The sequence below is a fragment of the Pseudarthrobacter sp. C1 genome (genome assembly GCF_034720455.1).
Taxonomy (GTDB): domain Bacteria; phylum Actinomycetota; class Actinomycetes; order Actinomycetales; family Micrococcaceae; genus Arthrobacter.
The window spans coordinates 125,952-152,610 of the sequence record NZ_JAYESK010000003.1 but is presented as its reverse complement, the minus strand read 5'-3'; the positions used below and the strand labels follow the sequence as shown (position 1 = coordinate 152,610).

Sequence of the window (26,659 nt, the reverse complement as noted above, 5' to 3'; positions counted from 1 at the left end):
TCAGCTCCGCCCTTCCCGGTTGAGCACGTCCAGGCCGAACGCCATGGCCAGGTTTTCGGGCTGCAGCACCACCTGCGGCGGGCCGTGCATGAGGACCCGGTGCATCAGCAGCACGGCTTCGTCGCAGAGCTGCGGGAGCGCGTGCAGGTCGTGGGTGGAGACCAGGATGGTGCAGCCGTCCGCGGCGAGCTCGCGCAGGAGCCTGGTGATGGTGGCTTCCGACCTCTTGTCCACGCCGGCGAATGGTTCGTCCAGCAGCATGGTGGTGGCACCCTGCGCTATCCCGCGGGCAACAAAGGCACGCTTCTTCTGCCCGCCGGAGAGTTGGCCGATCTGCCGCCCGGCGTACTCCCCCAGTTCCACCCGGTCCAATGCCTCGTCCACGGCAGCCCGGTCGCCCTTCGAGGCCCGGCGGGTGAAGCCCTGGTGGCCGTAGCGGCCCATCATCACCACGTCGCGCACGGAGAGCGGGAACTGCCAGTCCACTTCCTCGCTTTGCGGCACATAGCCGATGCCCCCTTCCCTGCGCGCCTTGGAAGGTGGCTCTCCTCCGATCCGCACCGTGCCGGCGTCGGGCTTGATCATGCCCATGATCACCTTGAACAGCGTGGACTTCCCGGAGCCGTTCATGCCCACCAGGCCGCAGATCCGCGCCGGGTCAAGGGACAGGGACGCCGAGTCGAGTGCCAGGACTTCGCCGTAGTGGACGGTGACGTTGTCCACCTGGATGGCCGGGGAGGTCATTGCCCCACCCCTGCTGTGAGTGCTTTGGTGATGATGTCGGCGTCGTGCCTGATCAGGTCCAGGTAGGTGGGGACGGGCCCGTCCGCTTCGGAAAGGGAGTCCACGTACAGGGTGCCGCCGAACCGTGCGCCCGTGGCTTCCACCACCTGCTGCATGGGGGCGTTGGAAACCGTGGATTCGCAGAAGACGGCCGGGACTTTGTTGGCCTTCACGTACTCGATGGCGCGGGTGATCTGCTGGGGCGTGGCCTGCTGTTCGGCGTTCACGGCCCAGATGTACACCTCCTTGAGCCCGGTGTCGCGGGCCAGGTAGGAGAACGCGCCTTCGCAGGTCACCAGGGCCCGCTGGGCTTCCGGAACCGCGGCAAGGCTGGTGGTCATCTGGTCCTGCACGGCCTGGAGTTCGGCTTTGTAGGCGTCCCCGTTGGCTTTGAAGGCAGCGGCGTTGCCGGGGTCAAGGTCGCTGAAGGCCCGCACCATGTTGTCCACGTAGGCCTGGACGTTCACCGGTGACATCCAGGCGTGCGGGTTGGGCTTGCCCTGGTAGGAGTCCTCGCTGATGGGCATCGGCTCAACGCCCTCGCTCACCACGGCGTGGGGCACATCCAGCCCGTCCACGAACTGCGCGAACCAGGCTTCCAGGTTCAGGCCGTTGTCCAGGATGAGGTCGGCCTTGGAGGCTTTCCGGATGTCGCCGGGAGTGGGTTCGTAGCCGTGGATTTCCGCGCCGGCCTTTGTGATGGATTCCACGGTGAGCTTGTCCCCCGCGACGTTCCGGGCGATGTCCGCCAGCACCGTGAACGTGGTCAGCACCACGGGCTTGCTGTCCCCGTTCCCCGAAGCCCCGCCGCCGCAGGCGGTCAGCACAAGGGAAAGCACGACGGCGGCAGCGGCCGCCGCCCTGAAGCGCACGGTCCTGCGGGCACCGGTCGGGGCAGCTTCTTTGGCGCACCGAAACGTAAATTTAGGCATACCGAATATTCTAGGGGACGCGCGTTTCCCCCAGCAACGCGGCCGGCCCACCTCCCCCCCGTTCCCGCCCAACTAGGTAGCGCTAAGTGTCGTTTTGGAGCCCCAGAACGACACTTAGCGCTACCGAGTTGGGGGAGAGGCGGTCGCCATGGCGACCGCCTCTCCCCCAACTCGGTAGCGCTAAGTGTCGTTTTGGAGCCCCAGAACGACACTTAGCGCTACCTAGTTGGGGGATAGGCTGAAGCCATGGCGACCGCCCACCGAATACCCCCTGCTCCGCAGCCGCAGCTGTACCGCTTCTCGCCGTTGGACGGGGCAACCCTGATTGTGTACGTGGCCATCGCCGGGTTCTTCGCCGTGGCGGGGGAACTCCTGGCCCCGTTCCTGCGGCAGGTTGCTCCTTCCCCGGCGGCGGCTTCCTACGCGGCGAACCTGCTTTTTTACGCCACGGTGGGCATCCTGGCGCTGCTGGCGGCCCGGAAGGTGGTGGGCCGCGACCTGAAGGTCCTCGCCACGCGCCCGTGGTTCACGCTCATGATGGTGCCCGCCGCGGTGATTGCCATGCTGATCCTGACCGCCATCGTGGTGGCCGCCGGCGGCGAGGCACAGACGTCAGAGAACCAGGCGGGCCTGCAGGAACTGATGCAGCAGGTGCCGGCCTGGCTCATGGTTCCGCTGGTGGTAGTGGTGGGACCGTTCGTGGAGGAGTACATCTTCCGCCACCTGCTCATAGGCAAGCTGAGCCGGCGGGTGAACATCTGGATCTGCTGCGCCGTTTCGGTGGTCCTGTTCGCCGCCATGCACATCGTGGGCCGGGAAGCCATCACCCTGGCTGCCCTGCTCCCCTACCTGGCCATGGGCGCCACCCTGGTCTTCGTGTACGTCTGGACAGGGAAGAACCTGATGTTTTCCTACTTCGTCCATGCTGCGAAGAACCTGCTGGCCGTGGTGTTCATCTATGCCATCCCGCCGGAGGTCTTCGAACAGCTCCAGCAGGTGCAGCCGTAGGCCCTACCGCGGCTCCATCGACTCCCCGTACCTTGGTGGGATGGGACTGAACATCCAGATCGTCGTCGATTGCAGCAAGCCGCACGAGCTCGCGGACTGGTGGGCTGAAACCCTGCAGTGGTCCGTGGAGCCCCAGGACGCGGCGTTCATCCGCTCGATGATCGAGCAGGGCTTCGCCACGGAGGACCAGACCATGACGCACCGGGGCAACCTGGTCTGGCGTGAGGGCTGCGCCATCCGGCCGCCGGAGGAACTGGAGTCCAAACAACCCGCAAGGCGTGTCCTCTTCCAGACGGCACCCGAGGGGAAAACCGTGAAGAACCGCGTGCACTGGGACGTGAACCTGGCCGGCCGGGACAAGGATGAGGTCCGTCGGGAGCTTGAGGCCAGGGGCGCCACTTTCCTCTGGACCGCCAGCCAGGGTCCGCATTCCTGGCACACCATGGCAGATCCGGAAGGCAACGAGTTCTGCATCAGCTAAGGCCGATTACTAGACTTGGACGGTGAGCAAACAGATTCCCGCCCAAGTGTCAGACGTCTTCGACCCCATCCGCTGGCGGACCGTGGCCGGTTTCGAGGACTTCCAGGACATGACGTACCACCGGCAGGTGGAAAGGGATTCCGACGGCGGGTGGGTGCGTGACCTGCCCGCGGTGCGGATCGCCTTCAACCGGCCGGAAGTGCGGAACGCGTTCCGGCCCGGCACTGTCGACGAGCTCTACCGTGCCATGGACCACGCCCGCATGACCCCGGACGTTGCCACCGTGCTGCTCACCGGCAACGGCCCCTCCCCCAAGGACGGCGGCCACTCCTTCTGCTCCGGCGGGGACCAGCGGATCCGGGGCCGGGACGGCTATCGGTACGTAGTACAAGACACAGCAGACGGCGAGTCGCAGGAAACCATCGACCCCGCCCGCGCCGGCAGGCTGCACATCCTGGAAGTCCAGCGGCTGATGCGGACCATGCCGAAGGTGGTCATCGCCGTCGTCAACGGCTGGGCGGCCGGCGGCGGGCACTCGCTGCACGTCGTGGCGGACCTGACCATCGCCTCCCGCCAGCACGGCAAGTTCAAGCAGACGGATGCCACCGTGGGCAGCTTCGACGCCGGCTACGGCTCCGCCCTGCTCGCACGGCAGATCGGGCAGAAGGCAGCGCGCGAGATCTTCTTCCTGGCCCGCGAATATTCCGCCGGGGACATGGTGCGGATGGGTGCGGTGAACGAGGCCGTGGACCACGAACGCCTGGAAGAGGTTGCCTTGGAGTACGCAGCTGATATTGCCCGGCAGTCGCCGCAGGCCATCCGCATGCTCAAGTTCGCCTTCAACCTTGCCGACGACGGCCTGGCCGGCCAGCAGGTGTTCGCCGGCGAGGCCACGCGGCTGGCGTACATGACGGACGAGGCGGTGGAGGGCAAGGAAGCCTTCCTGCAAAAACGCGAACCCGACTGGTCCTCCTTCCCGTACTACTTCTAGCCAGGAGCGGCATATGAACAGCGGCCCACTCAATGTAGAGCCCGCCCTCAAGGCCCTCGCGGCCGCCCTCCACGGCGAGGGCCCCGCCGTCGAACTCTCCGTCGGGAGCGACGGCGCCCTGCTGGTGGGACATGTGGAAACTCCCGGCTGCGATGACGCGGTGGCCGTGGTGCGCACGTCCGGCTCCACCGGCGCCCCCAAGGCGACGGTGTTGACGGTGGAATCCCTGGCTGCCTCCTCCATGGCTACGGCTCTGGCGCTCAATGGCGAAGGCCAGTGGCTCCTGGCCCTTCCGGTGGAGTACGTGGCGGGCATCCAGGTCCTGGTCCGTTCCCTGTTCGCCGGCACCCGCCCGTGGGTCATGGACATGTCCCGGGGTTTCACGCCCGAAGCATTCACCGAGGCTGCTCTGGAACTGACGGACAGGATCAGGTTCACCTCCCTGGTTCCCACCCAGCTCCAGCGCCTCCTCGACGAACCGTCTCCGGAAACCCTGGCCGTGCTCCGCCGCTTCAACGCCGTCCTGCTGGGCGGCGCCCCGGCCCCCGCCTCACTGCTGGCCGCCGCCCGCGACGCCGGCGTCCGGGTCATCACCACCTACGGCTCCGCCGAGACGTCCGGCGGGTGCGTCTACGACGGCTTCCCCCTGGAGGGAGTGTCCCTCCGGGTTGAGGGGGACGGCCGGATCCTGCTCGGCGGTGACACCATCGCTGCCGGGTACCTTGAGGCCCCTGAAAGCACCGAGACGTTCTTCGAGGAGGACGGCGTGCGCTGGTACCGCACCAGCGACCTGGGCCGCATCGGCGAGGACGGCCGCCTGACCGTCCTGGGCCGCGCGGACGACGTGATCATCACCGGGGGCATGAAGGTTTCCGCGGCGCATGTCCAGGACGAGCTGGTGAAGTCCGACGGCGTCGCGGCGGCTTTCGTGGCGGGCGTGCCCTCCGCGGAATGGGGCCAGGCCGTGGCCGCCTACGTGGCGCTGGCAGAGTCCGCACGGGGCGTCGAAGCCGGCGACGCCCTGCCCAGCCGGGACCACGCCGTCGTGCTTCAGCAGGAATGGCGCCGGACATTGGGGATCCTGGCACCCAAAACGGTCCTGGCCGCATCCTCGCTGCCGCTGCTGCCCAACGGCAAGCCGGACCGGCTGGCCATGACTGCCGAACTGAATGCCCTCCACGAGGGAAAGTAAAGTAGACCTGCACCATCCGGCAGGCCCCCGCCTGCCGCCCTCCCCAACCACACACGAGGTACTGACCGTGGCTACAGCCGCTCAATGGATCCAAGGCGCCCGACTCCGGACGCTGCCCGCCGCGATTGCGCCGGTGCTGATCGGCTCCGCCGCCGCCTACGAGATGGATTCGTTCCTCCTGTTCAACGCCATCCTCGCGGCGCTCGTGGCACTCCTGCTGCAGGTGGGCGTGAACTTCGCCAACGACTACTCGGACGGCATCCGCGGCACCGACGATGACCGGGTGGGCCCGCTGCGGCTTGTGGGATCAGGGGCGGCAAGCCCGGAGCACGTCAAGCGGGCCGCCTTCGGCGCGTTCGCCGCAGCCATGGTCTTCGGGCTGGTCCTGGTGGTGATCACCCAGAGCTGGTGGCTCATCCTGGTGGGACTGGGCTGCGTCATGGCCGCCTGGGGTTACACCGGAGGCAAGAACCCCTACGGCTACATGGGCCTGGGCGATGTTTTCGTGTTTGTGTTCTTCGGACTGGTGGCAACCCTGGGCACCACCTACACCCAGGCCGGGCAGATCAACCTGCCCTCCATCATCGGCGCGATCGGCACCGGCCTCATCGCCACCGCGCTGCTCATGGCCAACAACGTCCGGGACATTCCCACGGACATGCAGGCCGGCAAGAAGACCCTGGCGGTCCGGCTGGGCGACAAGCACGCCCGGGAAAGCTACGTGCTGATGCTGGCCGTGGCCATCCTGCTGGTGGTCATCCTGGCTCCCGGCCGGCCGTGGATGCTGATTGTGCTGCTGCTGATTCCGGCCTGCCTGATGCCGGCATGGCTGATGATCAACGGCCGCAAGCGCAAGAGCCTGATCCCGGTCCTGAAGCAGACCGGCCTGATCAACCTCGGCTACAGCCTGCTGTTCTCACTGGGCCTGGTCCTCAGCCACGGGTTCTAGTCCTAAGCCCGCTTGCGGTCCTTGGCGTCGTTGCTGATGGCCACGTCCGGGTTGGCGTCCAGGAGGGCGTCCTCGGCGCGGGCGTCCTGGACCTCGCCGGCCGAACGCAGCGGTTTGGCCTTGCCGGAGAAACGGTGCTGCAGTGCTGCCGCTGCTTCGTCCCGCTGCTTCTGGAAGAACAGGTAGCTCACGGCGAAGGCAATCAGGGCCGCGCAGATGACGGACATCAGGGCGCCCAGGCCCAGGAAGGTGAAAAGCACGAACAGGGGTGCGAACAGCGCCAGGCGGATCAGGGAATATTTCAAAAAGGCCACTATTCAAGTTTAGCCGCCTCCCGCCCACGGCCCCTGCGCCTCCTGACGATAGACTTAATGGCATGCTCCTCCGTGTGGTTTTGGCCGTCGCAGTCCTCGCCATCTTCGTGTACGGGCTCGTCGACGTGATCCGCACCGACGCGCGCCTCACCCGCGGGATCTCCAAACCTGCCTGGATCGTGGTCATGATCGTCCTGCCGGTGATCGGGGCGGTCCTCTGGCTCCTGATCGGCCGGCCGCGCGGCGCTCCCCCGCAGCGCCAGAACTACAGCCACCCCACCGCCCCGGACGACGATCCGGACTTCCTCCGCAACCTGGAGGTGCGCCGCCGGCAGGAAGCCGAGGCCGCACGCCTGAAGAAGCTCAAGGATGAGCTGGACGCCAAGGCAAAGACCGACGACGGCGGGAAAGACAAGCACGAGACCGACGAACACGACACCGACGGACTGAAGTAGGGGACCAGTCTGATGGCCCGCGACGCTGACGGAGAAGACCGGCTGCGGAACCCTGCCGGTGCAGCGTCGCCGCCAGACGGGGCACCCCGCACACAGCCCGCGCCGCCTCCGCGGCCCGGGCTGTCCTATTCGTCCCCGGCACCGATCGTGGTGGTCCCGCCGGCACCGGGGAGCGTCCGGGTGGCCAGGAACCTCTGGCTGTTCAGCTTCGTGGCCGGGTTGGCGGTCCTGGTGGGCTCCTTCCTTACCCGGGACTCCCACTTGGAACGGCTGCGAAGCGTGGTGCAGGAAACGGCTCCCGGCGGCGACGAGACCGCCATAACCACGGCCACCGCCATCGTCTTTTGGGGAAGCATCGGTGCGCTGCTGCTGGTAATGCTCCTCGAGGCGGCAATGCTCGGCGTGGTGGCAGGCCGGCAGGGCTGGGCCCGGTTGGCACTGGTCCCGCTGCTGGCGGGGCACGTGCTGGTCATGGTGGTGACGGCCACGTTCCTGGTGCCCCCGGGCGACGCCGGCAGCTATGTGGCCATCCTCTGGGGCATCGAGATCCTGCTGGCATTCATCGGGCTCGTCCTGTTCTTCTTCCCGTCCGCTGCCGCCTGGCTCAGGTCAGGCTGGTAACGGTTTGGCCTGGCGCGACGAGTGTTGGGCGAGCTGACGCTGGAATTCGCGCACTGAACATTCCGCCACGATGCCTTCGCAGCTGCGGATCACCACCCGGCAGGCGTCCTGGGCCGCCCGGTCCGTCAGCGGGTTCTCCGCCAGTGCACGCCAGCGGGACAGCAAACGCCGTGCCTCGTCAGCCAACTGTTCGGGGGTGGCATCCGGGCCCAGCCCGAGCCGTACATGGGAGGCAGCACCCAGGCCCCCGATGAGTGCCTCTGCTTCGGCGGCAAACTCGGGGTTCAGTCCGACGCCGGTGGTCCGCAGCGTCGACAACAGCCGCAGTTCCCGGAACTCATGGGCGTTGGCCTGCAGCTTCTCCAGGGCCTCGGCGAGGTGCTCGGTCCCCTTGCGGGGAGAAGCGCGGAGCAGGGCTTCCACCCCCGCCAAGGCTGTCCGGGCCTTCAACGCATCTGCCCGTGCCTGGAACTGCCGGCCCACCGTCTCCAGCAGCGGGTCCAGGCCGCTGCGCCGGGCAAGCTCGTGGGCCAGTGGCGTTGGCTGGTCGAATCCATTCCGGAGCAGGACCACCGCCAGGCGGATGCCAAAAAGGCCGTATCTCTCCAGCAGCGAGGCCCTGGCCTCAGCCGTCATGCCTTCCGGATCCGTTGCGCGGAGGAACCGGTCCGCCGAGAGCATCATCTTTTCCCTGGCCGCGCGGTCCATGCCGGCCAGCAGTTCAAGCGCGCGGAAGTCCGGCTGGCGCATGGTCCGGGCACTTTGCGCCAGGAGGCCGGCAACGGGTACCACACCCAGCGCCAGCTTCCTCAGGTTGTGGTCGCGGCGGTACCTTTCGGCGATGTCTCCGGCGGACAGGAGGGAATCGATCCGTCCTGCGCCCACCTCGTCGGCCCGGGACAGGACGGCAATGGCATTCACGGTGCCTGAGCGGCCCACGGCGGTGTCGGCAAAGGATTCCAGGAACCTTAGGTCCGAGGCGTGCATGTGCCGCATCAGGTAGATGATGGCATCAGCCTCCGACGGGGTATCCAAGGGGGTCAGGAAGCTGGTGGACCGTGCAGATATGTCCCCCGAGAGCGAGGCTATGCCGGGGGTATCGATCAGCGTCATGTCTTTCAGGCCCGGCGCGGGCCACTGGACGTCCAGGCGCTCCACGTCCTCCGCCCGCACGTCTCCCAGGACGAACACCAGCCGCCCGTCCACGCGTTTGAGGGGCAGGCTCCTGGGTTCGCCCTGCCCCGGGTATAGCGTGATGCGGGGCGTGTGCCCGTGCCGGTACCACGTGATGATCCGGGTGCATTCGCCGGTATCCGTGGGAGCTATCTCTTCCCCGATAATCGCGTTCAGCAGCGTGGACTTTCCGGCTTTCACCATTCCGGCGATGGCGATCCGCAGGGGCTCGGACAGCCTGCGCCCATAGCCCTTGAGCGCGTCGGAGGCAGCAGGATCATCCCCGTACACTTCCAGGGCGGCGGCAACCAGCTCCTTGGCACCGGCCATCGTAGGGTTCTTCATCCCACGGCCGCCACGGTTGAAGCCCCCGCCGGCCGGCCGGCTGAAGGCCGGGCAGTGTCCTGGCCTCCGCCCGCCTGGCGGGGCGTTGCCGCAGATACCTCTGCGGCAACAGCTGCGGCGGCGCGGGACACCGCGTCAACCTTCTTAAGCTCCGCCTTGATCTCCCGGATGCGGGCGTCCTTTTCGAGGGCGTATGTGGTGGCTGCCTGTTGCGCTGCCGCTACAGAGTCCGTCAGCGAACGGTGGTGCTCGTCCGCGATCTCCGTGAAGTGGTCACGGATGGAGCGCTGAACCAGCCGCAGCCGGTCCTTCAGCTGCTTGCCTACCTGGAACGTGACATCGTCCAGCTGGCGCCGTACCAGCGCCTTGGCTTCGGCCTGCCGGCGCTTGAGCCGCGCTTCCTGGTCTTCCCGGAATGCCTTGCGTCCCAGCAACAGTCCGGCCCCCACGGAGAGGGGATTGATCAAAGCCATCCCAAAGATCCCCGTCAGGAGGCCAAACATCAGGACACCGCCGTAGGATCCGCGCATGCCGATCAGGACCTTCTGCACCGGCTTGATGCGTCCGTCGTCGAGCGTTGGCATTTCGTCCACGGGGTCCAGGGCATCCCCGGTGTCGGAGACGCGGAACACCGGCAGGGTGACTTCATCGGCGGCGAAGTGTTCTGCCACCTGGGCCGCCAGCCACTGGGCCCGTTCACTGGTCCATACGAACGTGTCCGAAATGGCGGCCGCCGCGCATTCCTCGAGCCACTTGGAGAACTGCGGCCACGTGGGTCCCGGGTCGCCCTGGTCTATGGCTGTCTCGGCTTCCCGCTGGATCCGCCGCAGCCGGTCCCGGAGGTCGTATTCCATGTCCGCGATCAGGTCGCTGATGCCGTCGTTGAGGGTGATCTGCCACCGCGCGGAGCGTTTCCGCAGGTCGTCCGCCTCGGCCTTGGCCAGCTCCAGCCCCGCGATCATCTGGGGCGTACCCTGCGGGTTCTCGAGGGCTTCAAGCTCGGACTGCAGCGAGAGCCGCAGGTTTTCCGTAACTGACAGCAGGTCCTGGCTCACCGAACGCCGCTGGAGGCGCTGCGCCTTGCCCAGGATCTCGTTCCGGAGGTGCGTGATCAGCCCCGGGAAGCCGGATTCGGCGTTGAGCTCGGCATCCTGCAGCCGGGAGGCCTCCAGGCGCAGGTCGGAGGAGACGGGGTAGAGCGGGATGTCCGGTGCAACCTGGGCCAGGTGGGCCCGGTCCAGCTCCTCGACGCGACGCCATTCCGGGTAGAGGTCGGTCTTGGACAGGACCCCCACCACACTGGGGGTGATCCGCATGGCCTGCCGGAGGAAGCGCAGTTCCGGTTCGGTGTATTCCTGCGAGGCGTCGCTGACCAGCAGCATGGCATCCGCTGTGGGCAGTGCGGTGAGGGTGGTCAGGGTGTGTGAGGATCCCATGCCGCCAGCGCCCGGGGAGTCGATAACGGTGAGTCCGCCGGTCAGTATCCTGCGGGGAAGGCAGACCTCGGCGGCCACCAGTTTCTTGCTGTTGCCAGGGTTGCCGCGTTCTGAAACGAAGGCGGCAAGTTCGGCAATGTTGACTGGCTGCCGCTCCACGTTGGATTCGTCCGGGGCGTCCGTGCCGTCTTTTGGCACCAGGATGCTCGCCGAGGCGGGATCGCCGTAGCGGACCACCGTGGGGACGGAGGTGGCGATGTCGTCATCCACCGGGCACACAGGGGCATTGACCAGGGCATTGATTAGCTTGCTCTTGCCTTGCTTGAATTCGCCGACGACGATCACCCGGATGCTCGGGTCCTTCAGCCTTGCCAGGGTTTGGTGCAGGCGTTTGCGGAGATCCGCCCTGTCCCCCGTGCCCACCAGCTGAAGGCCTTGCTCCACCAGCTTGATGAGCTGCCCCGCGCTTGCCGGCGTTGGCTGTCCTGCCGTTCCTGCTTCTGCCACGGTCTGTCCTTTGCCTCAATTCTCGGAAATGGAACGGGGGGTGAGCCCCGAAAAGCCCGGCAGGAGGGAGAAACCTCCTGCCGGGCACTTCCGCTGCCCCCGGGGCCGCCTAGCCGGCGACTGAATCGTCTATGGCCGTGTTGACCTCGATGTCTTCCACGTACACGTCGGTGTTGGTGGAGTTGTCCTCGGTGTGGGTCATCTCGGTCTCGGAGTTGTCCTGGAACGAGTCCTCGATCGCAACCTCGGTGGTGTTGGTCTCCGCGGTGGAGTTGTCCTGGAACGAGTCCTCGATCGCAACCTCGGTGGTGTTGGTCTCCGTGGTGGAGTTGTCGTTGAACGAATCCTCCAGTGCGACGTCCACGTCGGTGTTGGTGGAGCTGTCTTCGTTGAAGGAATCTTCAATGGCAACGTCCGTGGAGTTGTCCGTGTTGTCCACGCTGTTGTCCGAGCTGTCGGAGTTGTCGGAGTTGTCGTTGAAGGAATCCTCGACGGCGACATCCATATCGTGGTTCACGGAGTTGTCCGAGTTGTCGTTGAACGAATCAGCCACGTCAACATCCAGGTCTGTGTTGAAGGAGTCGTCGATGTCCGTCTTCTCGTTGCCGATGTTGACGTCGCCGCCGGCGTGGACCGAGTTGTCCGTGGAGTTGTCCGCGGAATTGTCCGTGTTGTTGGAATCGCTGATGTTGTTGGAGTCCCGGACGTATGCGTCGTCGCCGGCTGCGACGGAGCGGTCCCCCGAGGCGATGACGGAGTCATTGTCGAACCACTGCTCAACGTCGCCCTCGGCCCAGATGTTCTGGTTGACGGACTGGTCAACGATGTTGTCCCGGTCATCCACCGTTGAGGTGTAGGAGTAATTGTTCACCACGTGGTGGAGCTGCTGGACTGCGTGGGCGTGGTCATCGTGGTCGTGGTGTCCGCCGCCGCTTCCGCCACCTGCAGGAGGAGTGTGTCCGGTGCCGCCCGCGCCCCCGCCGCCACCGCCGATGTGGCCGGTCCAGGACGTGTTGCCGCCGGTGTTGTACTCGCGGTCGAACCGGGAGGTGGTGACTGGTGCGTAGTCCAGGACTACCGGCATTGCGGCATCCACATCTGCGGAGCAGACTTCACCGAAGCCGTGGTCTTCCAGAACCTTCTCGGGATTGTCCAGGAAGTCCTGTGCGGCCTGGCGGTTGCCGAAGAGGTGCATCAGGAACTGGACGAGGTCGTTTGCGAGCGTCATTTGATTTGTCCTCAATCTTCTCTGAGTTGCGGATCGCTCGGCGTCGTAACCGGGCTTGCATCAAACGTATGGTTCGGGCCAAGGACCGGGCATCGGGCCGATTCCCCCTACCGGATGGCTTTCCGCCGGGGAATCGGGCCCCGTGCCGTTAGGGCGTTAGGGGTTATTCCTGCATAGGGTCCTCGGGGCCCAAGGCTAGGCGGAGCCGGGCCAGCAGGTCGGAGCGGTTTTCAGCGCCAAGGCGGCGGCGCATCCTGGCGATGTGGTGTTCAGCGGTCCGCGGGGAGATGTAGATGGCCTCGCCGATCTCGCGGTACGTCTTGCCCTCGAGCACCAGGCGGGCCACTTCCTTTTCCCTTTCGCTCAGCCCCGGACCGTCCGGCTGCAGGCTGCCGGCCGCCTCAGCGGCGGCAGGGGTGCTGCGGGCCGCGGGGCCGGATGAGCCGTTGACTGCCGGGCTCACCTGGGGATGCAGGTCCCTGGCACAGGACAGCAGCCGCACCATGTCCTTACGCTCCTCTGCCCGCGCCGCTGCATGCCCGGCCAGCCTGGCGCCCTCCCAGGGCATGCCCACCCTGCCCAGGCCCCGGGCAGCGGCCTCCACATCGGCGGGCGTCATCCTCCCGGCCAGGACCGACACCCAGGCTTTGCCCGCTGCGGCAAGCACCGCGGCGAGGTGGCTGTCACGCGCCGCCCGTGCCAGCGCCGCCGCATGGGGCGCGAGGCCCGCGGGGTCTTCGCTCAGCAACGCTGCCTGGACCGCCGCCCAGTGGAAGGGAACGGCCCACAGCGGCGGATCGCCCAGCCGGTCAAGAAGCTGCCACGCTTCGGTGAGGTAGTGCGCCACCCGCCGGGTCTCCCTGAGGCGGGCGGCCGTGATCATGAGCTCGCCCCATGGCAGGAGGCTGTAGAGGTCCACGGACGTGTGCAGCATGGCTTCCCGGGCCCGCTCCCACGCCATGATGAGTTCCGGCACGTCGCCGTTCCGCCTGGCCAGGCCAACTTCCAGGGCTGCGCGCAGGAACTCGTCCCTAGGCACGAGCGGCCAGTGGTTCGCTTTGGAGGCCTCGTTGATCGCGAGCCGGGCATCCTCGAGTTTGTCCTGCTGCATGGCAGACCACGCCTGAAGCAGGAAAAGCCTGGGCTTCGCGGCATTGCCGCCCTGGCCGGCAGCGGTGGCAGACCGGCACACGGTTTCCGCCAGCCGCGGCTCTCCGCTGTGCAGTGCCAGGAGGGCAGCCATTGCGGCCGGCGTCTCCGGAAGGGGAAGCGCCGCGTTTGCCGCATTGAACATGTCCGAGGCATGGATCAGCACAGGGAGTGCCTGCTGCGGGTCCGCGCTTACTGATCCGTAGATGCCCTTCCCTGTCTCGACCAGCGTGGCAGCCAGGAGGGTGGGAGAAGCGGGCGGCGCGGCCGGCTGGAAAAGTGCTTCCGCGCCGGCCCGGTTGCCGCACCCGATCATGGCCACTGCCGCGAGGGGGGCTGATGGTCCAATCCGGCTGGCACCCAGCCAGCTGTACACGTCCGCTGCCCGCGCCAGCATGCCTCGCTGGGCCCAGACTGCTGCGGCCACGTCCACGCCCCGGCGCACGTCCGGCGGATCGTCGCACACGAGCAGCGAGTCGATGATCCGCGTAGCTGCGTCCAGGTCGCCGTTCGCTGCTGCGGCCTGCGCGCGGCGGGCGGCGGTCGCTGCTTCGTCGGCCCCTGCCAGCAGGGCTTCCCCATAGAGTTGGGACGCCAGCGCAGGATCATGGTCAAGAGCCTTGTCGGCCGCATGCTCCAGTTCAGCCGCCACGCGGGAATCTGCCAGGCCTCCGCGCGCCAGTTCGCGGGCGACGTCGCCGAGGGGCACGCCGTCCCTGGCGTACACCGTAACGAGCTCGCGCTGAAGCGCATGCACCTTGGCGGCGGGGACGACGGCAAGCAGGGCTTGCTGCGCCGGCCCCGCCACGGTCCCGTCCGCCGTCAGGAGTCCTGCAGCTTCTGCCCGTTCCACAAGGGCGCCAAGGCTTTGCACGTCGCCAGTGTCAAGTCTGCGCTGCAGGTCCGCTGGCAGTGGTCCAGGCAGGACGAAGCCGACGGAAAGGGCCAGCAGCAATTCACGCATAGCAGCGTTCTCGCCTTTGAGCTGCCCGGCCATCTGTTCTGCGGCACCGGGCTCCTGCACGTGGTGGTTCAGCTCGGGCAACAGGGTCACCGGCCGGATCTCATTCCCGGTCATGCTCAAGCCGCCGGTTCAGCGGCCGTGGCCGGAGCGGCCTCCGTGGCCGTGGCCGGATCGGTGGCCGGAGCGGACTCCGTGGCCGTGGACGCGGTGGGTTCGGGCGCGGAAGGCGGCGGCTCCTCGGTTGCCGGCGGCGTGGGCTCCTCCGTCACCGGGGGCGGAGGCTCCTCGGTAGCTGGCGGGGGCTCCTCGGTCACTGGCGGGGGCTCCTCGGTCGCGGGCGGCTCCTCAGTCGTCGGCGGCGGGTCCACGGGGACAGGGCTCCCCGTTCCCGTCTCAACCGGCACTGGTTCGCTTGTACCCGGCGCAGGATCAACCGTTCCGGCAGGGACAGTGGGTGTGCCGACGGGCTCCGTAACTCCGCCGGCACCGGTTCCGGCGGAGTCAGCTGTACCGGTACCGGTGTCAAGAGCGCCCGTTCCGCCGGAGTCCGCGGCAGCCTGCTCCGCGGCGGCGCTGGACGTCGGCCTGCTGGTGGGTGAGGCGGCCACGTCCAGGCCCGCGCCGCCCGGGGCGGAGTCCTTCGTGCTGGCACTGGCTTCGATGCCCCTCGCAGGTTCCTGCGCTTCCGCACCGGCACCGGCCGCTGCCGCCCCGCCGACTCCTCCGCCGCCGCCCGAGCCGCCTAAGGAAGAACCCTTCTCGGGGGCGGCGTCCGCCTTGGGGGTGAAGATGGATGTCAGGCTGCTGAGGCCCTCGGGGCTCTGGGCAGCGGTAGCCGAAAGGACCGTGAACGCGGCCGCAGCTGCCGCGATGGCGGTCAGCCGAACCGTAGGTTTCGGCGCATGGGCGCCGCCCCGGTGTCCGTGCTGGCCATGCCCGGCACCCTGGGCTGCGATTCCAGCCATCGCGCCTGCCGCCGTCGTGCTCTTCCGCGACCAGCTCGCCAGCCGTCCGGGCGCGTAACCCGGTGCGGCCGCATCACGGGCCGCGGCGGCACGGCCGGCTTCCGCCGCAGCGGCAGCCTGCGCCGCAACCTCGGCGGCGGCTGCCTCGCGCGCCAGGACAGCCGCGGCGGCAGCACCGAGGCAAATGGAGGACTTGGGATCAGCGTCGACGGCGATGGGCCGGTCCAGCTGTTCGGAGATCACCTGCGCAACCAGGGGGATCCTCGATGATCCGCCAATGAGCAGCACGGCGGAAAGGTCCGCCGGTTCCAGCCGCAGGCTCGCCAGGGACTGTTCCAGCGCGTCCACCGTGTCCCGGATGGGCTCGTTGATCAGTGCCTCGAATTCGGAACGGACCAGGCGCACCTGCTGGTGGAATCCCGGCAGCAGGACGGAGATGCTGGCTTCGCTGTCCGCGGAGAGCGCCTCCTTGGCTTCCACGCATTCGCGCTGCAGCCTCGCCAGCGCAGCGCGGGCCCCGGGATCGGAGGTGTCGAGGCTGGAGAGGAAGCCGCCGGTGTTACTGGCCACGTAGCGCAGGACCGCCGCATCAAAGTCGGCTCCCCCAAGGTTTTCGATGCCTTCCGGGCGGCCCAGCAGCTCAAACCGGTTGTTGCCGGCCTTCCGGAGGACGGCCGTGTCGAAGGTTCCGCCGCCAAGGTCGTAGACGGCAATGGTGCTTCCCTCTTCCACGCGCACCTGGGAGGCGTAATGCAGGGCTGCGGCCTCCGGTTCCGTCACCAGGGCAACGTTCTGCAGGCTCCTGGCGGCCAGGGCTTCCCTAAGGAGCGAGGTGCGGTGGCTCCCCCAGGCGGCCGGGTGGGTCAGGATGATCTCCGACGGCGGCGCCCCCTCACGTTCCTCCGCGCGGTCGGCCACCCAGCGGGCCATGGTGGCGAAGACGTCCTCGGCGGGCAGGGAGAGCGTGCCCACGGAGATCGGCACGGCGTCGCCCATCCGGCGCTTGAATTCCCGCACCACCCGGGCCGGGGAATCAAGCCCGCGGCGTTCCGCGGCTTCCCCCACCAGGACGGGGCCTTCCTCCGGGTAAAACAGCACAGAGGGTACTGAGTTTCCGCGGATTCCCAGCGGGAGGCACTCAGGAGAAGAGGAGGTACCGTGATCGAAGCGTGCAACGGCAGCAGCGGTGAAGCTGGTCCCGACATCAATGGCGAGAACGTAGCTCATGGGGTACCTCAGGGAATACTGTCGTTTCGCCTGCAAGCTTCATCACTGGCGAACGTCACCAAGGTAGCATTACGGCCGGACCGGGAACACCCCCATTGCTAAAACGAATTGTTATTTCCCTGCCCGGCGCCTTGGCCTCCGGAAGAAACCCCTGCTCAGAGCCCTGAATAGGAGTGGAGGCCGTTGAAGAATTGGTTCACGATGGTGAAATTGAAAATGACGCAAAGGTAGCCCACGATCGACAGCCAGGCAGCCCGCGTGCCCGTCCACCCGCGCGTTGCGCGCGCGTGGAGGTAGCCTGCGTAGACCACCCAGATGACGAAGGTCCACACCTCCTTGGTGTCCCAGCCCCAGAACCGTCCCCACGCCTTCTCGGCCCAGATGGCGCCGAACATGAGGGTGAAGGTCCAGCCGATGAAAGCGATGGCATTGATGCGGTAGGACAGGTTCTCCAGGCTCAGCGCGGACGGCACCAGGCGCATGAAGCCGAGCTTGTCAGCGCCACCGGCAGCCACCGATTTCTGCCGGTGCGATTGGACCAGCTGGAGCGCGGACATGGCGAATGTCAGGGTGAACAGCGCAGAGGACAGTACGGCGATGGATACGTGGATGATCAGCCAGTAGCTCTGCAGGGCGGGAACCAGGTGGCCCACCGGGGTCCAGTAGGCCACGGACGCGGCCACCAGCATGATGATGGCCAGGCCCACCACGAAGGTACCCAGGAAGCGGAGGTCGCGGCGGACCAGGACCAGCAGGAACACCGCCACCGCCACGAAGGCGCCGGTGGTGAGGAATTCGTACATGTTGCCCCAGGGCACGCGTCCCGCACCCAGCGCCCGGGTCACGACACCGGCACCATGGATCAGTGCGCCGAGGACGGTCAGGGCCACGGCTACCCGGGCGGGGGCGCGGCGTTCAGCGGCGTACCGCATGTCAGCGTCGGCGGTGGCCACGCCTCCGGCCCCTGCCCCTGCGGTCCTGGCAGTGGACGACGACGGCCGCTCGGCCCTGCCGGCAGGTCCGGCCAGGTGCGTTTCAGCGCGCTCCCCCGCCCCGGCCGCCACCGGAACCTTGGCTGCCTCCCGGGCGTGGCCGTCGAGGCCGGCCTGCGCAGCCTTCAGGTCGATGGCGCGCAGGGCCTTGCTGCTCTTGGCCAGGTCCCAGGCGAAGGCGATGAAGGCCACCGTGTATGTGCCGGCCGCCAGGAGCATGAACAGCTCGCTGTACTGGCCCATGGTTTCGTTGATTCCAAACGGCATTACTGGTCCTTTTCGGGCCCTGGGGGGCCGGCTGGGGTGGTGGCTGGGCCTGCGGTTGCGGCAGCGCCGGCGCTATTCTCGCGCACGCTGCTGGGTGTTTGCTGGGAATCCCCCGGCTGTGCAGTGTCCGGCCCGGGGTCCAGCTGCCACTCACCGCCGAGCAGCTGACGGAGGGCAGCGGCTTCGGCAGCAAGCCGGTGGTCCTCGCCGCGGGCCAGGAGTCCGTACTCAACCATGGTGCGGCCGTCCTCGTGGGTGCCCGTGCGGATCCACACCCGGCGGCGGTTGACGTAAAGCGAGAGGATCAGTCCGGCCACGGCCAGGAGCGCAAACACCAGGGCATAGGCCTGCCCGGGGTTGTGGTGGATGTCCACGCCGATGTAGCGCTTGACGCCGTCGAAGCTGATGGTGCCTTTACCGTCCGGCAGCGTGTAGCTGGTCCCGGGGGCCAGGGTAATGCCGCCGGCGTCCAGGTTCCGTGCGTTCAGCGGTGTGAGGTCCTTGACGTCCAGTTCGAAGACGTTCTGCGGAGCCCCGTCATCCAGGCCGAGATCCCCGTAGTAGGAGTTGAGCGTCAGCTGCGGGTTGAACAGTTCCGGGTCCCCGCTGAAGGAGACCCCCTCGTTGGAGACGAAGGCGGTGGGCAGGAAGAAGCCCGCGAACCCCAGCTGGTCTGGCTTGGCGTCGGGAACCTTGATCACCACGGAGGAGTAGTAGTTGTCCCCCTGCAGCTTGGCCACCACGGGTCCCTGCATGGCCACGTTGCCGGCGCCGTCCCGGATGGTCACCACGGGAGCGTAGCCGTTGCCGGTCAGGTAGATGCTGGTGCCGCCGAGGGTGATGGGATCGTTGACCTTCAGGGTTTCCTGGCGCGCGGGTGCGTCCGGGTTTTCCTTGGTGGTGACGGCGGCGGAGAAATCGATGGGCTGGCCGAACTTGCCCCGGGATTCGCGGTCGAAGGTGATGTCGAACTTGTCCAGCTGGATGGAGTAGGGCTGCAGCTGGCTGGACTGGAAGTTGGTGCCGGGGTTGAACTGGTCATAGCCCACCAGGGTGTTCACGAAGGTGTCGCCCTCCACCAGGATGCGCTGGCCGCTGTAGCCGAACAGGCCGCCGGCGGCCACGGACACCAGCACGCCAATGAGGGAAGTGTGGAAGACAAGGTTTCCCACTTCCTTCAGGAAGCCGCGCTCGGCGCCCAAAGACGGCCGCGCGCCGTCGTCGTCCCTCACTTCAACGCGGTAGCCGCGCTTCCTCAGCAGCCCGGCGGCACTGTGGATGGCCGCGGGCGCCGGAATCCCGGCGTCGGCCGGTATGACCAGGGTGCCGTACTCGGGAAGGCGGGACAGGCGTTTGGGGGTCCGCGGCGGCTGGGACCGCATGGCCCTGTAGTGGGCAATGGCGCGGGGCACCACGCAGCCGATCAGCGAGATGAACAGCAGCAGGTAGATGGCCGAGAACCAGGCCGAAGAGTAGACGTCGTACAGCTGCAGGGTGTCCAGCAGCTTTCCGTAGTCCGGGTTGTCCTTGATGTACTGGGTGACGACGGCGGGATTGGCCGGGCGCTGCGGGAACAGCGAGCCCGGCACGGCCGCGACGGCCAGGAGCAGCAGCAGGAAAAGCGCCGTGCGCATGCTGGTCAGCTGGGTCCACGCCCAGCGCAGCATCTCTTTGGGGCCCAGGGCCGGCAGCGCGGCGTCCGCCTTGGAACCTGGCGCACCGGCGCCAGTGACCGGGGCGGAAGATTTCTTGTCTACGTTCACGCGCTCGCTCATCAGATCGGCAACTTCACATCGGTTTGGAACCAGTACTGGAGTTCGGTCACCCAGGCGCCCCAGACGCCGCTGGCCATCAGCAGGCCCAGCACCACCAGGATGCCCCCGCCGGTGCGCTGGATGGCCAGGCGGTGCTTGCGGAAGAACGCCATCACACCCATGCCGCGGCGGAGTGCCAAAGCGATCAGCAGGAAGGGAATGCCCAGGCCCAGGCTGTAGACAAAGGCCAGGAAGGCGCCCTTGGCGGCGGAGGAGCCGCCGGAGAGGCTCAGCAGCTGGACGGCGGAGTAGGTGGGGCCGATGCACGGCGCCCAGCCCAGCCCGAAGGTCAGGCCCAGCAGCGGCGCGCCCCAGAGCCCGGCCGGCGGCTTGGCGTGGATCTTGGCGTCGCGCTGCAGCCAGCTGAAGCCGCCCATGAACACCACGCCCATGACGATCACCAGGATGCCCAGGAGTTGGGTGATCCAGGCATTCTGCGTGCCAGTGATGAGGGTTCCCAGCTGGCCGAAGGCACCGCCCAGCAGGACGAAGATCACGGAGAAGCCGAGCACGAACAGTCCAATGCCCAGCAGCATCCGGCCGCGCTTCTGCTTTTCCAGGTCCACGCCGCTCAGCCCGGTGACGTAACCCAGGTACCCGGGAACCAGGGGCAGGACGCAGGGCGAGAGGAAGGAAACCAGTCCGGCCAGCAGTGCCACGGGAATGGCAAGGAGGAGCGAGCCGTTCAGGATGGCTTCGGCGAAGGGGCTGTTCACGGTCCGGGCCGCCGCTACTCTGCCACGGCGGCAGCGATGAGGGCCTTCAGGGTGCCCTTTTGGACTTCGCCCAGGACACGGGAGGCCACGCGGCCCTGCTTGTCCAGCACCAGGGTGGTGGGAACCGCGCCGGGCGGAACCAGCCCGGAGACGGCCAGGAGGACGCCGCCGTCCTTGTCGTCGAAGCTCGGGTAGGTCAGGTTGAAGTTCTTCTCGAACGCCTCTGCCGTGGCTTTCTCGTCCCGGAGGTTGACGCCGAAGAACTGCACGCCCTGGTCCTTGAATTCCTGGTGGAGCTCTTCCAGGATGGGCGCTTCCACCCGGCAGGGGGCGCAGGCCGCGAACCAGAAGTTCAGGACTGTCACTTTGCCCTGGAAGTCGGCGGGCGCAACCGCGGTGCCGCTAAACAGGGTGCCGTTGACCTGGATGGCGGACTTGCGGTCTCCGGCGGCGAACTCCGTGACGGACCCGTCCCCGGCCACATAGTTCTTGTTGTCCCCCGCTTTGGCCTGCTGCGCCAGGGCGTCCTCCTGCGCACAGCCGGACAGCCCCAGGGCCAGGGCGGCCAGGGCGAGGCCGCCGGCAGCAAGCAGGCTGCGGCGGGAGGTGACGGGCGCAGGGGGCAGCCCGTTCCTTTCATTACTGTCGGTCACTACTAGGCTCCAGGGGTGCTTGCCGCACCCGGAAGTAGGGATGCCGCCGGTTCGCTGTACTGCACGCGCAGGAGCGCGCCGCCGTCGTCGAACACCAGCGACGTGATGGATGTCAGCGTGCATTCACGCTTCCGGGGGTCGTGCCACAGGGGCCTGCCCTCGGCGCTCAGCCGGGTGGCCCAGATGGGGAGCTGATGGCTGACCATGATCGCTTCAGGCCCGTCCGTTCCGAAGTCCCCGGCTGCCAGTTCGATGGCGCGCAGCCTTGCATCCTGCACCGCTTCCATCACCCGGGAGGCCTGGTTCCTGTAGGGCTCGCCCCACGAGGGCCGCAGCGGGTTGACCAGCCTGGGCCAGTGCTTGGGCCGGCGAAGCTCCGCCTTGGTGACCTTCATGCCCTCGAAGTAGTTCTCCGCCTCGATGATCCGCTCGTCCGTGTGGATTTCCAGGTGCAGGGCGTCCGACGTCGGCCGTGCAGTTTCCTGCGCACGGTCCAGCGGCGACGCTGCCAGGTAGGTGATGCGGGCGCCGGCTGCGGCGCGGCGGCGGAAGTGCTCGGCGAGCATGCGCGCCATCTCCTGCCCCAGCTCGGAGAGGTGGAATTCGGGCAGCCTTCCGTACAGAACGCCGTCAGGGTTGTGGACCTCGCCGTGGCGGAGCAAATGGACAGTGGCTTGGGGCATGTTTACCAGTTTCTCAAAGATGGCGTGCGATCCGAAATCTTCTACACAGAGTAGAACTGAAGTTTTTGAAGAAATGTTCCGAAGATGGGAATGAAACATGCAAATGCATGTTTATACTGGATGCAGCAGTTAGTTGATACTTCAACAGATGAAGCTTCAATAGCAGAACCCTCACAGCACACACAAGGAGCAAAATCATGGCACTTCCCGCAGACGTCACCACCGGCACCTGGACCCTGGACAACTCCCACAGCGAGATCGGCTTCACCGTCCGCCACGCGGGCATCAGCAAGGTCCGCGGCCAGTTCAAGGAAGCCGCAGCAACCCTGGACCTCCCTGAGGATGTGGCCGGCGCGAAGATCAACGCCACCATCAACACGGCCAGCTTCGATTCCGGCGATGCCAACCGCGACGGCCACGTCAAGGGCGAGGACTTCTTCGACGTGGAGAAGTTCCCCGAGATCTCCTTCGTCTCCAACGGCCTGGTGGCCAAGGGCAACAGCTACGAGCTGACCGGGGACCTGACCATCAAGGGCGTCACCCGCCCCGTCACGCTGGACACCGAGTTCAACGGCGTGGCCGTGGACCCGTTCGGCAACACCCGCGCCGGCGTTTCCGCTGAGACCACCATCAGCCGCAAGGACTTCGGCCTGACCTGGAACGCTGTCCTGGAGACCGGCGGCGTCCTGGTGAGCGACAAGGTGGCCATCAACCTGGAACTGGCTTTCATCGCTCCCGCAGCGTAATCGCCTTTCCCGCCGGCACCCCGGCACTGGACGTCCTCAGTCCGGTGCCGGGGTGCCTCCTTTTAACTCCCGACTCCACTCCCCCTCGCCGGAGGGGTTTACAGTGAGGGCCATGAGCAACTCTCCCAGCGCGCCCCGGACCGGTTTCGCCCGGATCTTCGCGGTGGCGGCCCTTCCCACCGAACTCAAGGTTTCGTTCTGGATCTGGTTCGTGGGCGGCATCCTGGGCCTGCTGGGGGGACTCCTCGGCATGCTGGCCTCCCTGGTGCTCTTCGCTGCTGCGCCGGGAGCCGCAACCCAGGTGCTGCTGCTCATGCTGCTGGCGGCCAGCGTGGGGGCGGCCCAGATCGTGTTCGCCCTCGCCATGAAAGAGGGGAAGCACCGGGCACGGCTGGGCCTGACGGCACTCACCGGCATCACCCTGGTCCTGGCCCTCGCCAACGGGGCCATGGGCGTGGGCCAGGCTGGCAACTGGGCTGCCTTCCTCATCAGCCTGGCCGCCACTGTCCTTCTCTGGCTGCCCCGTTCGCAGGCCTTCTTTGCCGCAGCAGGACGGCGCGGGAATACCTCTTCCGAATGACCCACAAGCCGCCCGCCCCGGAGTACGGTGGACTTAAGCCATGCTGGGGGTAGGGCACAGGACCATTCCCGGCAGCCTACCTGGAACCCGACATGCAAAAGGAACGCCCATGAGTACTCCCCCTGTCCCGCCTCCCGTTCCAAACGATCCCGAGTCCGGCTCCGAGCCTGGCACGCAGGGTCCCCGCTACGGCCAGAACGCACCCCAGTCCGGCGCCCCGCAGTACGGGCAGAACGCCCCGCAGTACGGGCAGCAGTCCGGCGCGCCCCAGTACGGGCAGAACGCCCCGCAGTACGGCCAGCAGTCCGGCGCCCCGCAGTACGGGCAAAACGCGCCGCAGTACGGCCAGAACCCGCCGGCGGCTCCGGGCTACGGGCAGCAGCCGTACGGGCAGTCACCCTACGCGCAGTACCCGTCGGAGCAGCCGCAGCCGTCCGGAAGCACGGGCGTTCCCCAGCTGGTCAACATTTCGTTCTGGTTGCTGATCGCCTCTGCCGCCATCTTCGTTGCCTCCGCGCTTGCCGGCCTCACCACGCTGGATGATCCCCGGTTCCGCGATGTCTTCGACAGCCAGGTCCAGGGCACCGGCGCCGGAGTCACGTACGAGGATATGAAGGGTGTCATCGCCGGCACCCTGGTGGTTTTCACCATCATCGGCCTGGCGCTGTACTTGTTGGTGGCATTCTTTGTCCGCAAGGGCAAGAACTGGGCACGCATCCTGGGCACCGTCTTCGCGGCACTTTCCGTCCTGGGCCTCTTCGGCCCTCCCAGTTTCGCGACCATCGGCACGTTGTTGGGGATCGCGGCCATTGTGCTGCTCTACCTGCCTGGTGCCGCTCCGTATTTCCGGCGGCAGCAGCCGTTCGCCAATCCGTACGGCGGCAACATGGGCAACCCGTACGGCCGGTAGTCCAGGCACCAACCACCCTGCGGGCGTGGGTCCCGAAAAAGCAGCCGGAACCGCGAAGGAACCTAGGCGGTCTGGCCCGGGGCCTGCGCCCGCTGTGCGTGGTAGGCCAGGATCTGCAGCTCCGTTGCCATGTCCACCTTGCGGAGGTTGACCCCCTCCGGCACCTGGAGCATCACGGGGGCGAAACTCAGGACGCTGCGGACGCCGGCCGCCACCACGCGGTCGCAAACATCCTGGGCCACGGCGGCCGGCAGTGCCAGCACCACCATGTTGGCCCCGGTCCGGTGCAACACCGCTTCCAGGTCGGCCACGTCGCTGACCCGCAGCCAGCCCACTTCGTTGCCCACCACCATCTGGTCCGCGTCAAAAATGGCAACTACGTCGAAGCCGCGGGATTCAAAGCCGCCGTACCGGGCCAGGGCCTTGCCCAGGTTGCCGGCCCCCACGATCGCCACTTTCCAGTCGTGCGTAAGTCCCAGGGCGGCCGCGATGTGCCGGCTCAAGTACTGCACCTCGTAGCCCACACCGCGGGTTCCATACGAACCAACGTGGGAGAGGTCTTTGCGCAGGGTTGCGGAGCTGACGCCCGAGGCCTCGGCGAGGGATTCTGAGGAGACCCGCTCCACCCCCTCGGAGAGCAGGGTGTTGAGGGCGCGCAGGTAGAGGGTCAGCCGTGCCACCGCAGCGGGCGGAATCTGTTTACCCGCCGTGCCCGTGGCTCCCGGCAGGTCCGGGACAGCCTGGGGAGTTGAATCCAGCGAAGCCACCAGCTCCTCCCTCGCATTGCGTTGTGACACCACTCTAGAGCCCCATCAGCATTGCCAACAAAGCAGGTGACGCCGATGTCCGCATCATCACAAGGTGCTGCTCCCTACTGCGCCATTGCCTGCCGGAGCACGCGTTCAAGGCGGGCTTCGTCGATCTTCCAGAAATCGCGCTGCACCCCGTCCACCAGCACCACGGGGATTTCTTCCGCATAGCGTTCACGGAGTTCCGGCTGGTGGTCCACCAACTCCTCGTCCCACTCAAGTCCCAGCGACGCGGTAACCCGCCCGACGGCGTCGCGCGCGTCTTCGCAAAGGTGGCAGTCTGCTTTGGTGATGAGGAGGACGCGCGGTGAGGCCATGCCTTAACGGTATCCCCGTTGCCCGGGCGCGGCGACGTCCGGCGTGACACCGCAGTGGAATGAAGAGTGGATTGACTAGACTCAACTGCATGCCCGTCGAGAAATACGTCGCCGTAGTCACCAAGCCGGTTGCTGCGCCGCAGCCCGGCGAGGCGGCGTTCTTCGATGTGGACAACACCCTGATGCGCGGCGCCAGCCTCTTCCACGTTGCACGGAAGATGCACCAGCGCGGCGCCTTCACCATGACCCAGGCTGCCGGCTTTGCCTGGAAGCAGTTCAAGTTCGTGGCCCGCGGCGAGAACATCGACGACGTCCATGCGGTGCGCGACTCCGCCCTGACCCTCGCCGCGGGGATCACGGTCGACGACGTAAAGGCCTTGGGCGAAGAGGTCTACGACGAGATGATCGCCTCGAGGATCTGGCCCGGCGCCAAGGCCTTGGCGGAGCAGCACCTGCGGGTTGGCCGCCGGGTGTGGCTGGTGACCGCCACACCCATCGAAGTGGCCACCGTGATTTCCACCCGGCTGGGACTGACCGGAGCCCTGGGAACGGTGGGCGAAATACATGACGGCATGTACACGGGCCGGCTGGTGGGGGACATCCTGCACGGCTCCGCCAAGGCCGTTGCCGTCCGGGCCATTGCCGACGCCGAAGAGCTGGACCTGATGCGCTGCTGGGCCTACAGCGACTCCTACAACGACATCCCCCTGCTGACCCTGGTGGGCCACCCCGTGGCCATTAACCCGGACGCCCGCCTGCGCCGGCACGCCCGGGACAACAACTGGCCCGTCTACGACTTCCGCGCAGGCCGCCGCGCAGCCACGCTCGGGCTCAAAGCGGCAACGGCCTGCGGCGCCGTCTACGGTCTCTGGAAGGGGTTCGCCCGCATCCGGGGCCCCCGCGTCTAGGCAGCGCCAACAGAAATGCCCGCCACCTCGGAAGGCGGCGGGCATTTCCACGCAGTTCGAAGTATTGCTACTTCTTGTTGCGGCGCTGGTGACGGGTCTTGCGAAGCAACTTGCGGTGCTTCTTCTTGGCCATACGCTTGCGACGCTTCTTAATAACTGAACCCACGAAAGTTCCTCACAAACTAGATGCAGTACCTGTCTGATGGAAAAGGTTCGTGGACAGAGCTACGAACTGAACAACTGACAGATTCTTACAATGACGTAAAACGTTCCTTAACAGGGTACCGCTTCCGGGAGGCGGCTATGGACAAGCTTGTCAGGCGGTCTCGGTGTGGCCGTCCACCACAGCACCTTTGAGGTACTGCTCCACCGCCTGCTCCGGGACGCGGTAGGAGCGTCCGAAGCGCACTGCCGGCATTTCGCCGGAGTGGACCAGCCGGTACACGGTCATCTTGGAGACCCGCATAACCTGGGCGACTTCAGCCACGGTGAGGAACTTCGCGTTTGAGAAGTTCTGTTCTGGCGACATTTCCCATATTCCTTT

Annotated in this window: 28 protein-coding genes; 11 read left to right on the top strand and 17 right to left on the bottom strand. The window is 66.9% G+C overall.

The features are described 5' to 3' along the window. Both U7114_RS05855 and U7114_RS05850 read right to left on the bottom strand, forming a co-directional pair. Positions 1-744 carry a metal ABC transporter ATP-binding protein gene (locus tag U7114_RS05855; RefSeq protein WP_323056759.1) on the bottom strand — a complete coding sequence of 248 codons (744 nt, stop codon included), beginning with the start codon at positions 742-744 and terminating at the stop codon, positions 1-3. After that, positions 741-1,715 carry a metal ABC transporter substrate-binding protein gene (locus tag U7114_RS05850; RefSeq protein WP_323056758.1) on the bottom strand — a complete coding sequence of 325 codons (975 nt, stop codon included), beginning with the start codon at positions 1,713-1,715 and terminating at the stop codon, positions 741-743. Before U7114_RS05850 ends, U7114_RS05855 begins: the two co-directional genes overlap by 4 nt. Before the next feature lie 246 nt (positions 1,716-1,961). Here U7114_RS05850 and U7114_RS05845 point away from each other — a divergent pair, with 246 nt between their 5' ends. From U7114_RS05845 to U7114_RS05825, 5 genes are all read left to right on the top strand, one after another. Then, positions 1,962-2,723: a CPBP family intramembrane glutamic endopeptidase gene (locus U7114_RS05845; protein WP_157241264.1), complete on the top strand. Its 762-nt coding sequence runs from the start codon at positions 1,962-1,964 to the stop codon at positions 2,721-2,723. Positions 2,724-2,763: 40 nt separating this feature from the next. Continuing rightward, positions 2,764-3,204 (top strand): VOC family protein, encoded by a 441-nt coding sequence (locus U7114_RS05840; RefSeq protein WP_157241262.1) that lies wholly within the window; start codon positions 2,764-2,766, stop codon positions 3,202-3,204. Positions 3,205-3,226: 22 nt separating this feature from the next. Further along, a complete protein-coding gene (locus U7114_RS05835; RefSeq protein ID WP_321214327.1) occupies positions 3,227-4,195 on the top strand; it encodes a 1,4-dihydroxy-2-naphthoyl-CoA synthase in 969 nt (322 codons plus the stop codon). A 13-nt stretch (positions 4,196-4,208) separates the two neighbouring features. Next, positions 4,209-5,387 (top strand): AMP-binding protein, encoded by a 1,179-nt coding sequence (locus U7114_RS05830; RefSeq protein ID WP_323056757.1) that lies wholly within the window; start codon positions 4,209-4,211, stop codon positions 5,385-5,387. A gap of 67 nt (positions 5,388-5,454) precedes the next feature. After that, entirely contained in the window at positions 5,455-6,336 is an 882-nt protein-coding gene (locus U7114_RS05825) for a 1,4-dihydroxy-2-naphthoate polyprenyltransferase (protein ID WP_104998946.1), read from the top strand. Between the two features lie 2 nt (positions 6,337-6,338). Here the strand turns inward: U7114_RS05825 and U7114_RS05820 are convergent, their stop codons facing one another. Next, positions 6,339-6,650 (bottom strand): DUF4229 domain-containing protein, encoded by a 312-nt coding sequence (locus U7114_RS05820; protein ID WP_321214329.1) that lies wholly within the window; start codon positions 6,648-6,650, stop codon positions 6,339-6,341. Positions 6,651-6,712: 62 nt separating this feature from the next. On the opposite strand from U7114_RS05820, the gene U7114_RS05815 reads away from it, so the two are divergent. Together U7114_RS05815 and U7114_RS05810 are read left to right on the top strand one after the other, a co-directional pair. Then, the gene (locus U7114_RS05815; RefSeq protein ID WP_157241258.1) at positions 6,713-7,105 is read left to right on the top strand and encodes a PLD nuclease N-terminal domain-containing protein; all 393 of its coding nucleotides are present in this window, start codon (positions 6,713-6,715) and stop codon (positions 7,103-7,105) included. Between the two features lie 12 nt (positions 7,106-7,117). After that, on the top strand, positions 7,118-7,726 hold the full coding sequence (locus tag U7114_RS05810) for a hypothetical protein (protein ID WP_323056756.1): 609 nt from the start codon (positions 7,118-7,120) through the stop codon (positions 7,724-7,726). Here the strand turns inward: U7114_RS05810 and U7114_RS05805 are convergent. The 10 genes from U7114_RS05805 to U7114_RS05760 form a co-directional block, all read right to left on the bottom strand. Continuing rightward, positions 7,715-9,244: a dynamin family protein gene (locus U7114_RS05805; protein WP_323056755.1), complete on the bottom strand. Its 1,530-nt coding sequence runs from the start codon at positions 9,242-9,244 to the stop codon at positions 7,715-7,717. The genes U7114_RS05810 and U7114_RS05805 overlap by 12 nt on opposite strands. Then, complete coding sequence (locus tag U7114_RS05800; RefSeq protein WP_323056754.1) at positions 9,241-11,187, bottom strand: dynamin family protein; 1,947 nt, start codon at positions 11,185-11,187, stop codon at positions 9,241-9,243. The genes U7114_RS05805 and U7114_RS05800 overlap by 4 nt, the downstream gene beginning before the upstream one ends. Positions 11,188-11,296: 109 nt before the next feature. After that, entirely contained in the window at positions 11,297-12,415 is a 1,119-nt protein-coding gene (locus U7114_RS05795; RefSeq protein ID WP_323056753.1) for an IniB N-terminal domain-containing protein, read from the bottom strand. 163 nt (positions 12,416-12,578) lie between these two features. Continuing rightward, positions 12,579-14,642, bottom strand: a complete 2,064-nt coding sequence (locus tag U7114_RS05790) for a LuxR C-terminal-related transcriptional regulator (RefSeq protein ID WP_321214334.1) — start codon at positions 14,640-14,642, stop codon at positions 12,579-12,581. Positions 14,643-14,644: 2 nt separating this feature from the next. Further along, on the bottom strand, positions 14,645-16,720 hold the full coding sequence (locus U7114_RS05785; RefSeq protein WP_323056752.1) for an Hsp70 family protein: 2,076 nt from the start codon (positions 16,718-16,720) through the stop codon (positions 14,645-14,647). A gap of 155 nt (positions 16,721-16,875) precedes the next feature. Next, positions 16,876-17,979: a c-type cytochrome biogenesis protein CcsB gene (gene ccsB / locus U7114_RS05780; protein ID WP_157241249.1), complete on the bottom strand. Its 1,104-nt coding sequence runs from the start codon at positions 17,977-17,979 to the stop codon at positions 16,876-16,878. After that, positions 17,979-19,754: a cytochrome c biogenesis protein ResB gene (gene resB / locus U7114_RS05775; RefSeq protein ID WP_323056751.1), complete on the bottom strand. Its 1,776-nt coding sequence runs from the start codon at positions 19,752-19,754 to the stop codon at positions 17,979-17,981. The genes ccsB and resB overlap by 1 nt, the downstream gene beginning before the upstream one ends. Further along, entirely contained in the window at positions 19,754-20,509 is a 756-nt protein-coding gene (locus U7114_RS05770) for a cytochrome c biogenesis CcdA family protein (protein WP_321214338.1), read from the bottom strand. The genes resB and U7114_RS05770 overlap by 1 nt, the downstream gene beginning before the upstream one ends. Positions 20,510-20,523: 14 nt before the next feature. Beyond that, positions 20,524-21,162, bottom strand: a complete 639-nt coding sequence (locus U7114_RS05765; protein WP_416235545.1) for a TlpA family protein disulfide reductase — start codon at positions 21,160-21,162, stop codon at positions 20,524-20,526. A gap of 2 nt (positions 21,163-21,164) precedes the next feature. Further along, a complete protein-coding gene (locus tag U7114_RS05760) occupies positions 21,165-21,845 on the bottom strand; it encodes a histidine phosphatase family protein (protein WP_157241245.1) in 681 nt (226 codons plus the stop codon). A 197-nt stretch (positions 21,846-22,042) separates the two neighbouring features. On the opposite strand from U7114_RS05760, the gene U7114_RS05755 reads away from it, so the two are divergent. The 3 genes from U7114_RS05755 to U7114_RS05745 all read left to right on the top strand — a co-directional run bounded on the left by U7114_RS05755 (position 22,043) and on the right by U7114_RS05745 (position 24,081). Continuing rightward, entirely contained in the window at positions 22,043-22,591 is a 549-nt protein-coding gene (locus tag U7114_RS05755) for a YceI family protein (RefSeq protein ID WP_157241243.1), read from the top strand. A 112-nt stretch (positions 22,592-22,703) separates the two neighbouring features. Beyond that, the gene (locus U7114_RS05750; RefSeq protein WP_323056750.1) at positions 22,704-23,171 is read left to right on the top strand and encodes a hypothetical protein; all 468 of its coding nucleotides are present in this window, start codon (positions 22,704-22,706) and stop codon (positions 23,169-23,171) included. A 109-nt stretch (positions 23,172-23,280) separates the two neighbouring features. Beyond that, positions 23,281-24,081, top strand: coding sequence for a hypothetical protein (locus U7114_RS05745; RefSeq protein ID WP_323056749.1), 801 nt, complete (start codon positions 23,281-23,283; stop codon positions 24,079-24,081). 62 nt (positions 24,082-24,143) lie between these two features. Here U7114_RS05745 and U7114_RS05740 read toward each other — a convergent pair whose 3' ends face one another. Both U7114_RS05740 and U7114_RS05735 read right to left on the bottom strand, forming a co-directional pair. Continuing rightward, complete coding sequence (locus U7114_RS05740) at positions 24,144-24,848, bottom strand: redox-sensing transcriptional repressor Rex (protein WP_321214341.1); 705 nt, start codon at positions 24,846-24,848, stop codon at positions 24,144-24,146. 104 nt (positions 24,849-24,952) lie between these two features. Next, complete coding sequence (locus U7114_RS05735; protein WP_157241237.1) at positions 24,953-25,207, bottom strand: glutaredoxin family protein; 255 nt, start codon at positions 25,205-25,207, stop codon at positions 24,953-24,955. An 89-nt stretch (positions 25,208-25,296) separates the two neighbouring features. On the opposite strand from U7114_RS05735, the gene U7114_RS05730 reads away from it, so the two are divergent. Further along, complete coding sequence (locus tag U7114_RS05730; protein ID WP_157241235.1) at positions 25,297-26,115, top strand: HAD family hydrolase; 819 nt, start codon at positions 25,297-25,299, stop codon at positions 26,113-26,115. A 67-nt stretch (positions 26,116-26,182) separates the two neighbouring features. On the opposite strand, the gene U7114_RS05725 is transcribed toward U7114_RS05730, so the two are convergent. Both U7114_RS05725 and U7114_RS05720 read right to left on the bottom strand, forming a co-directional pair. After that, positions 26,183-26,281, bottom strand: a complete 99-nt coding sequence (locus U7114_RS05725) for a 30S ribosomal protein bS22 (protein WP_003792170.1) — start codon at positions 26,279-26,281, stop codon at positions 26,183-26,185. Positions 26,282-26,431: 150 nt separating this feature from the next. Further along, positions 26,432-26,644: a helix-turn-helix domain-containing protein gene (locus tag U7114_RS05720; RefSeq protein WP_104998964.1), complete on the bottom strand. Its 213-nt coding sequence runs from the start codon at positions 26,642-26,644 to the stop codon at positions 26,432-26,434. Between the last annotated feature and the right edge of the window lie 15 nt (positions 26,645-26,659).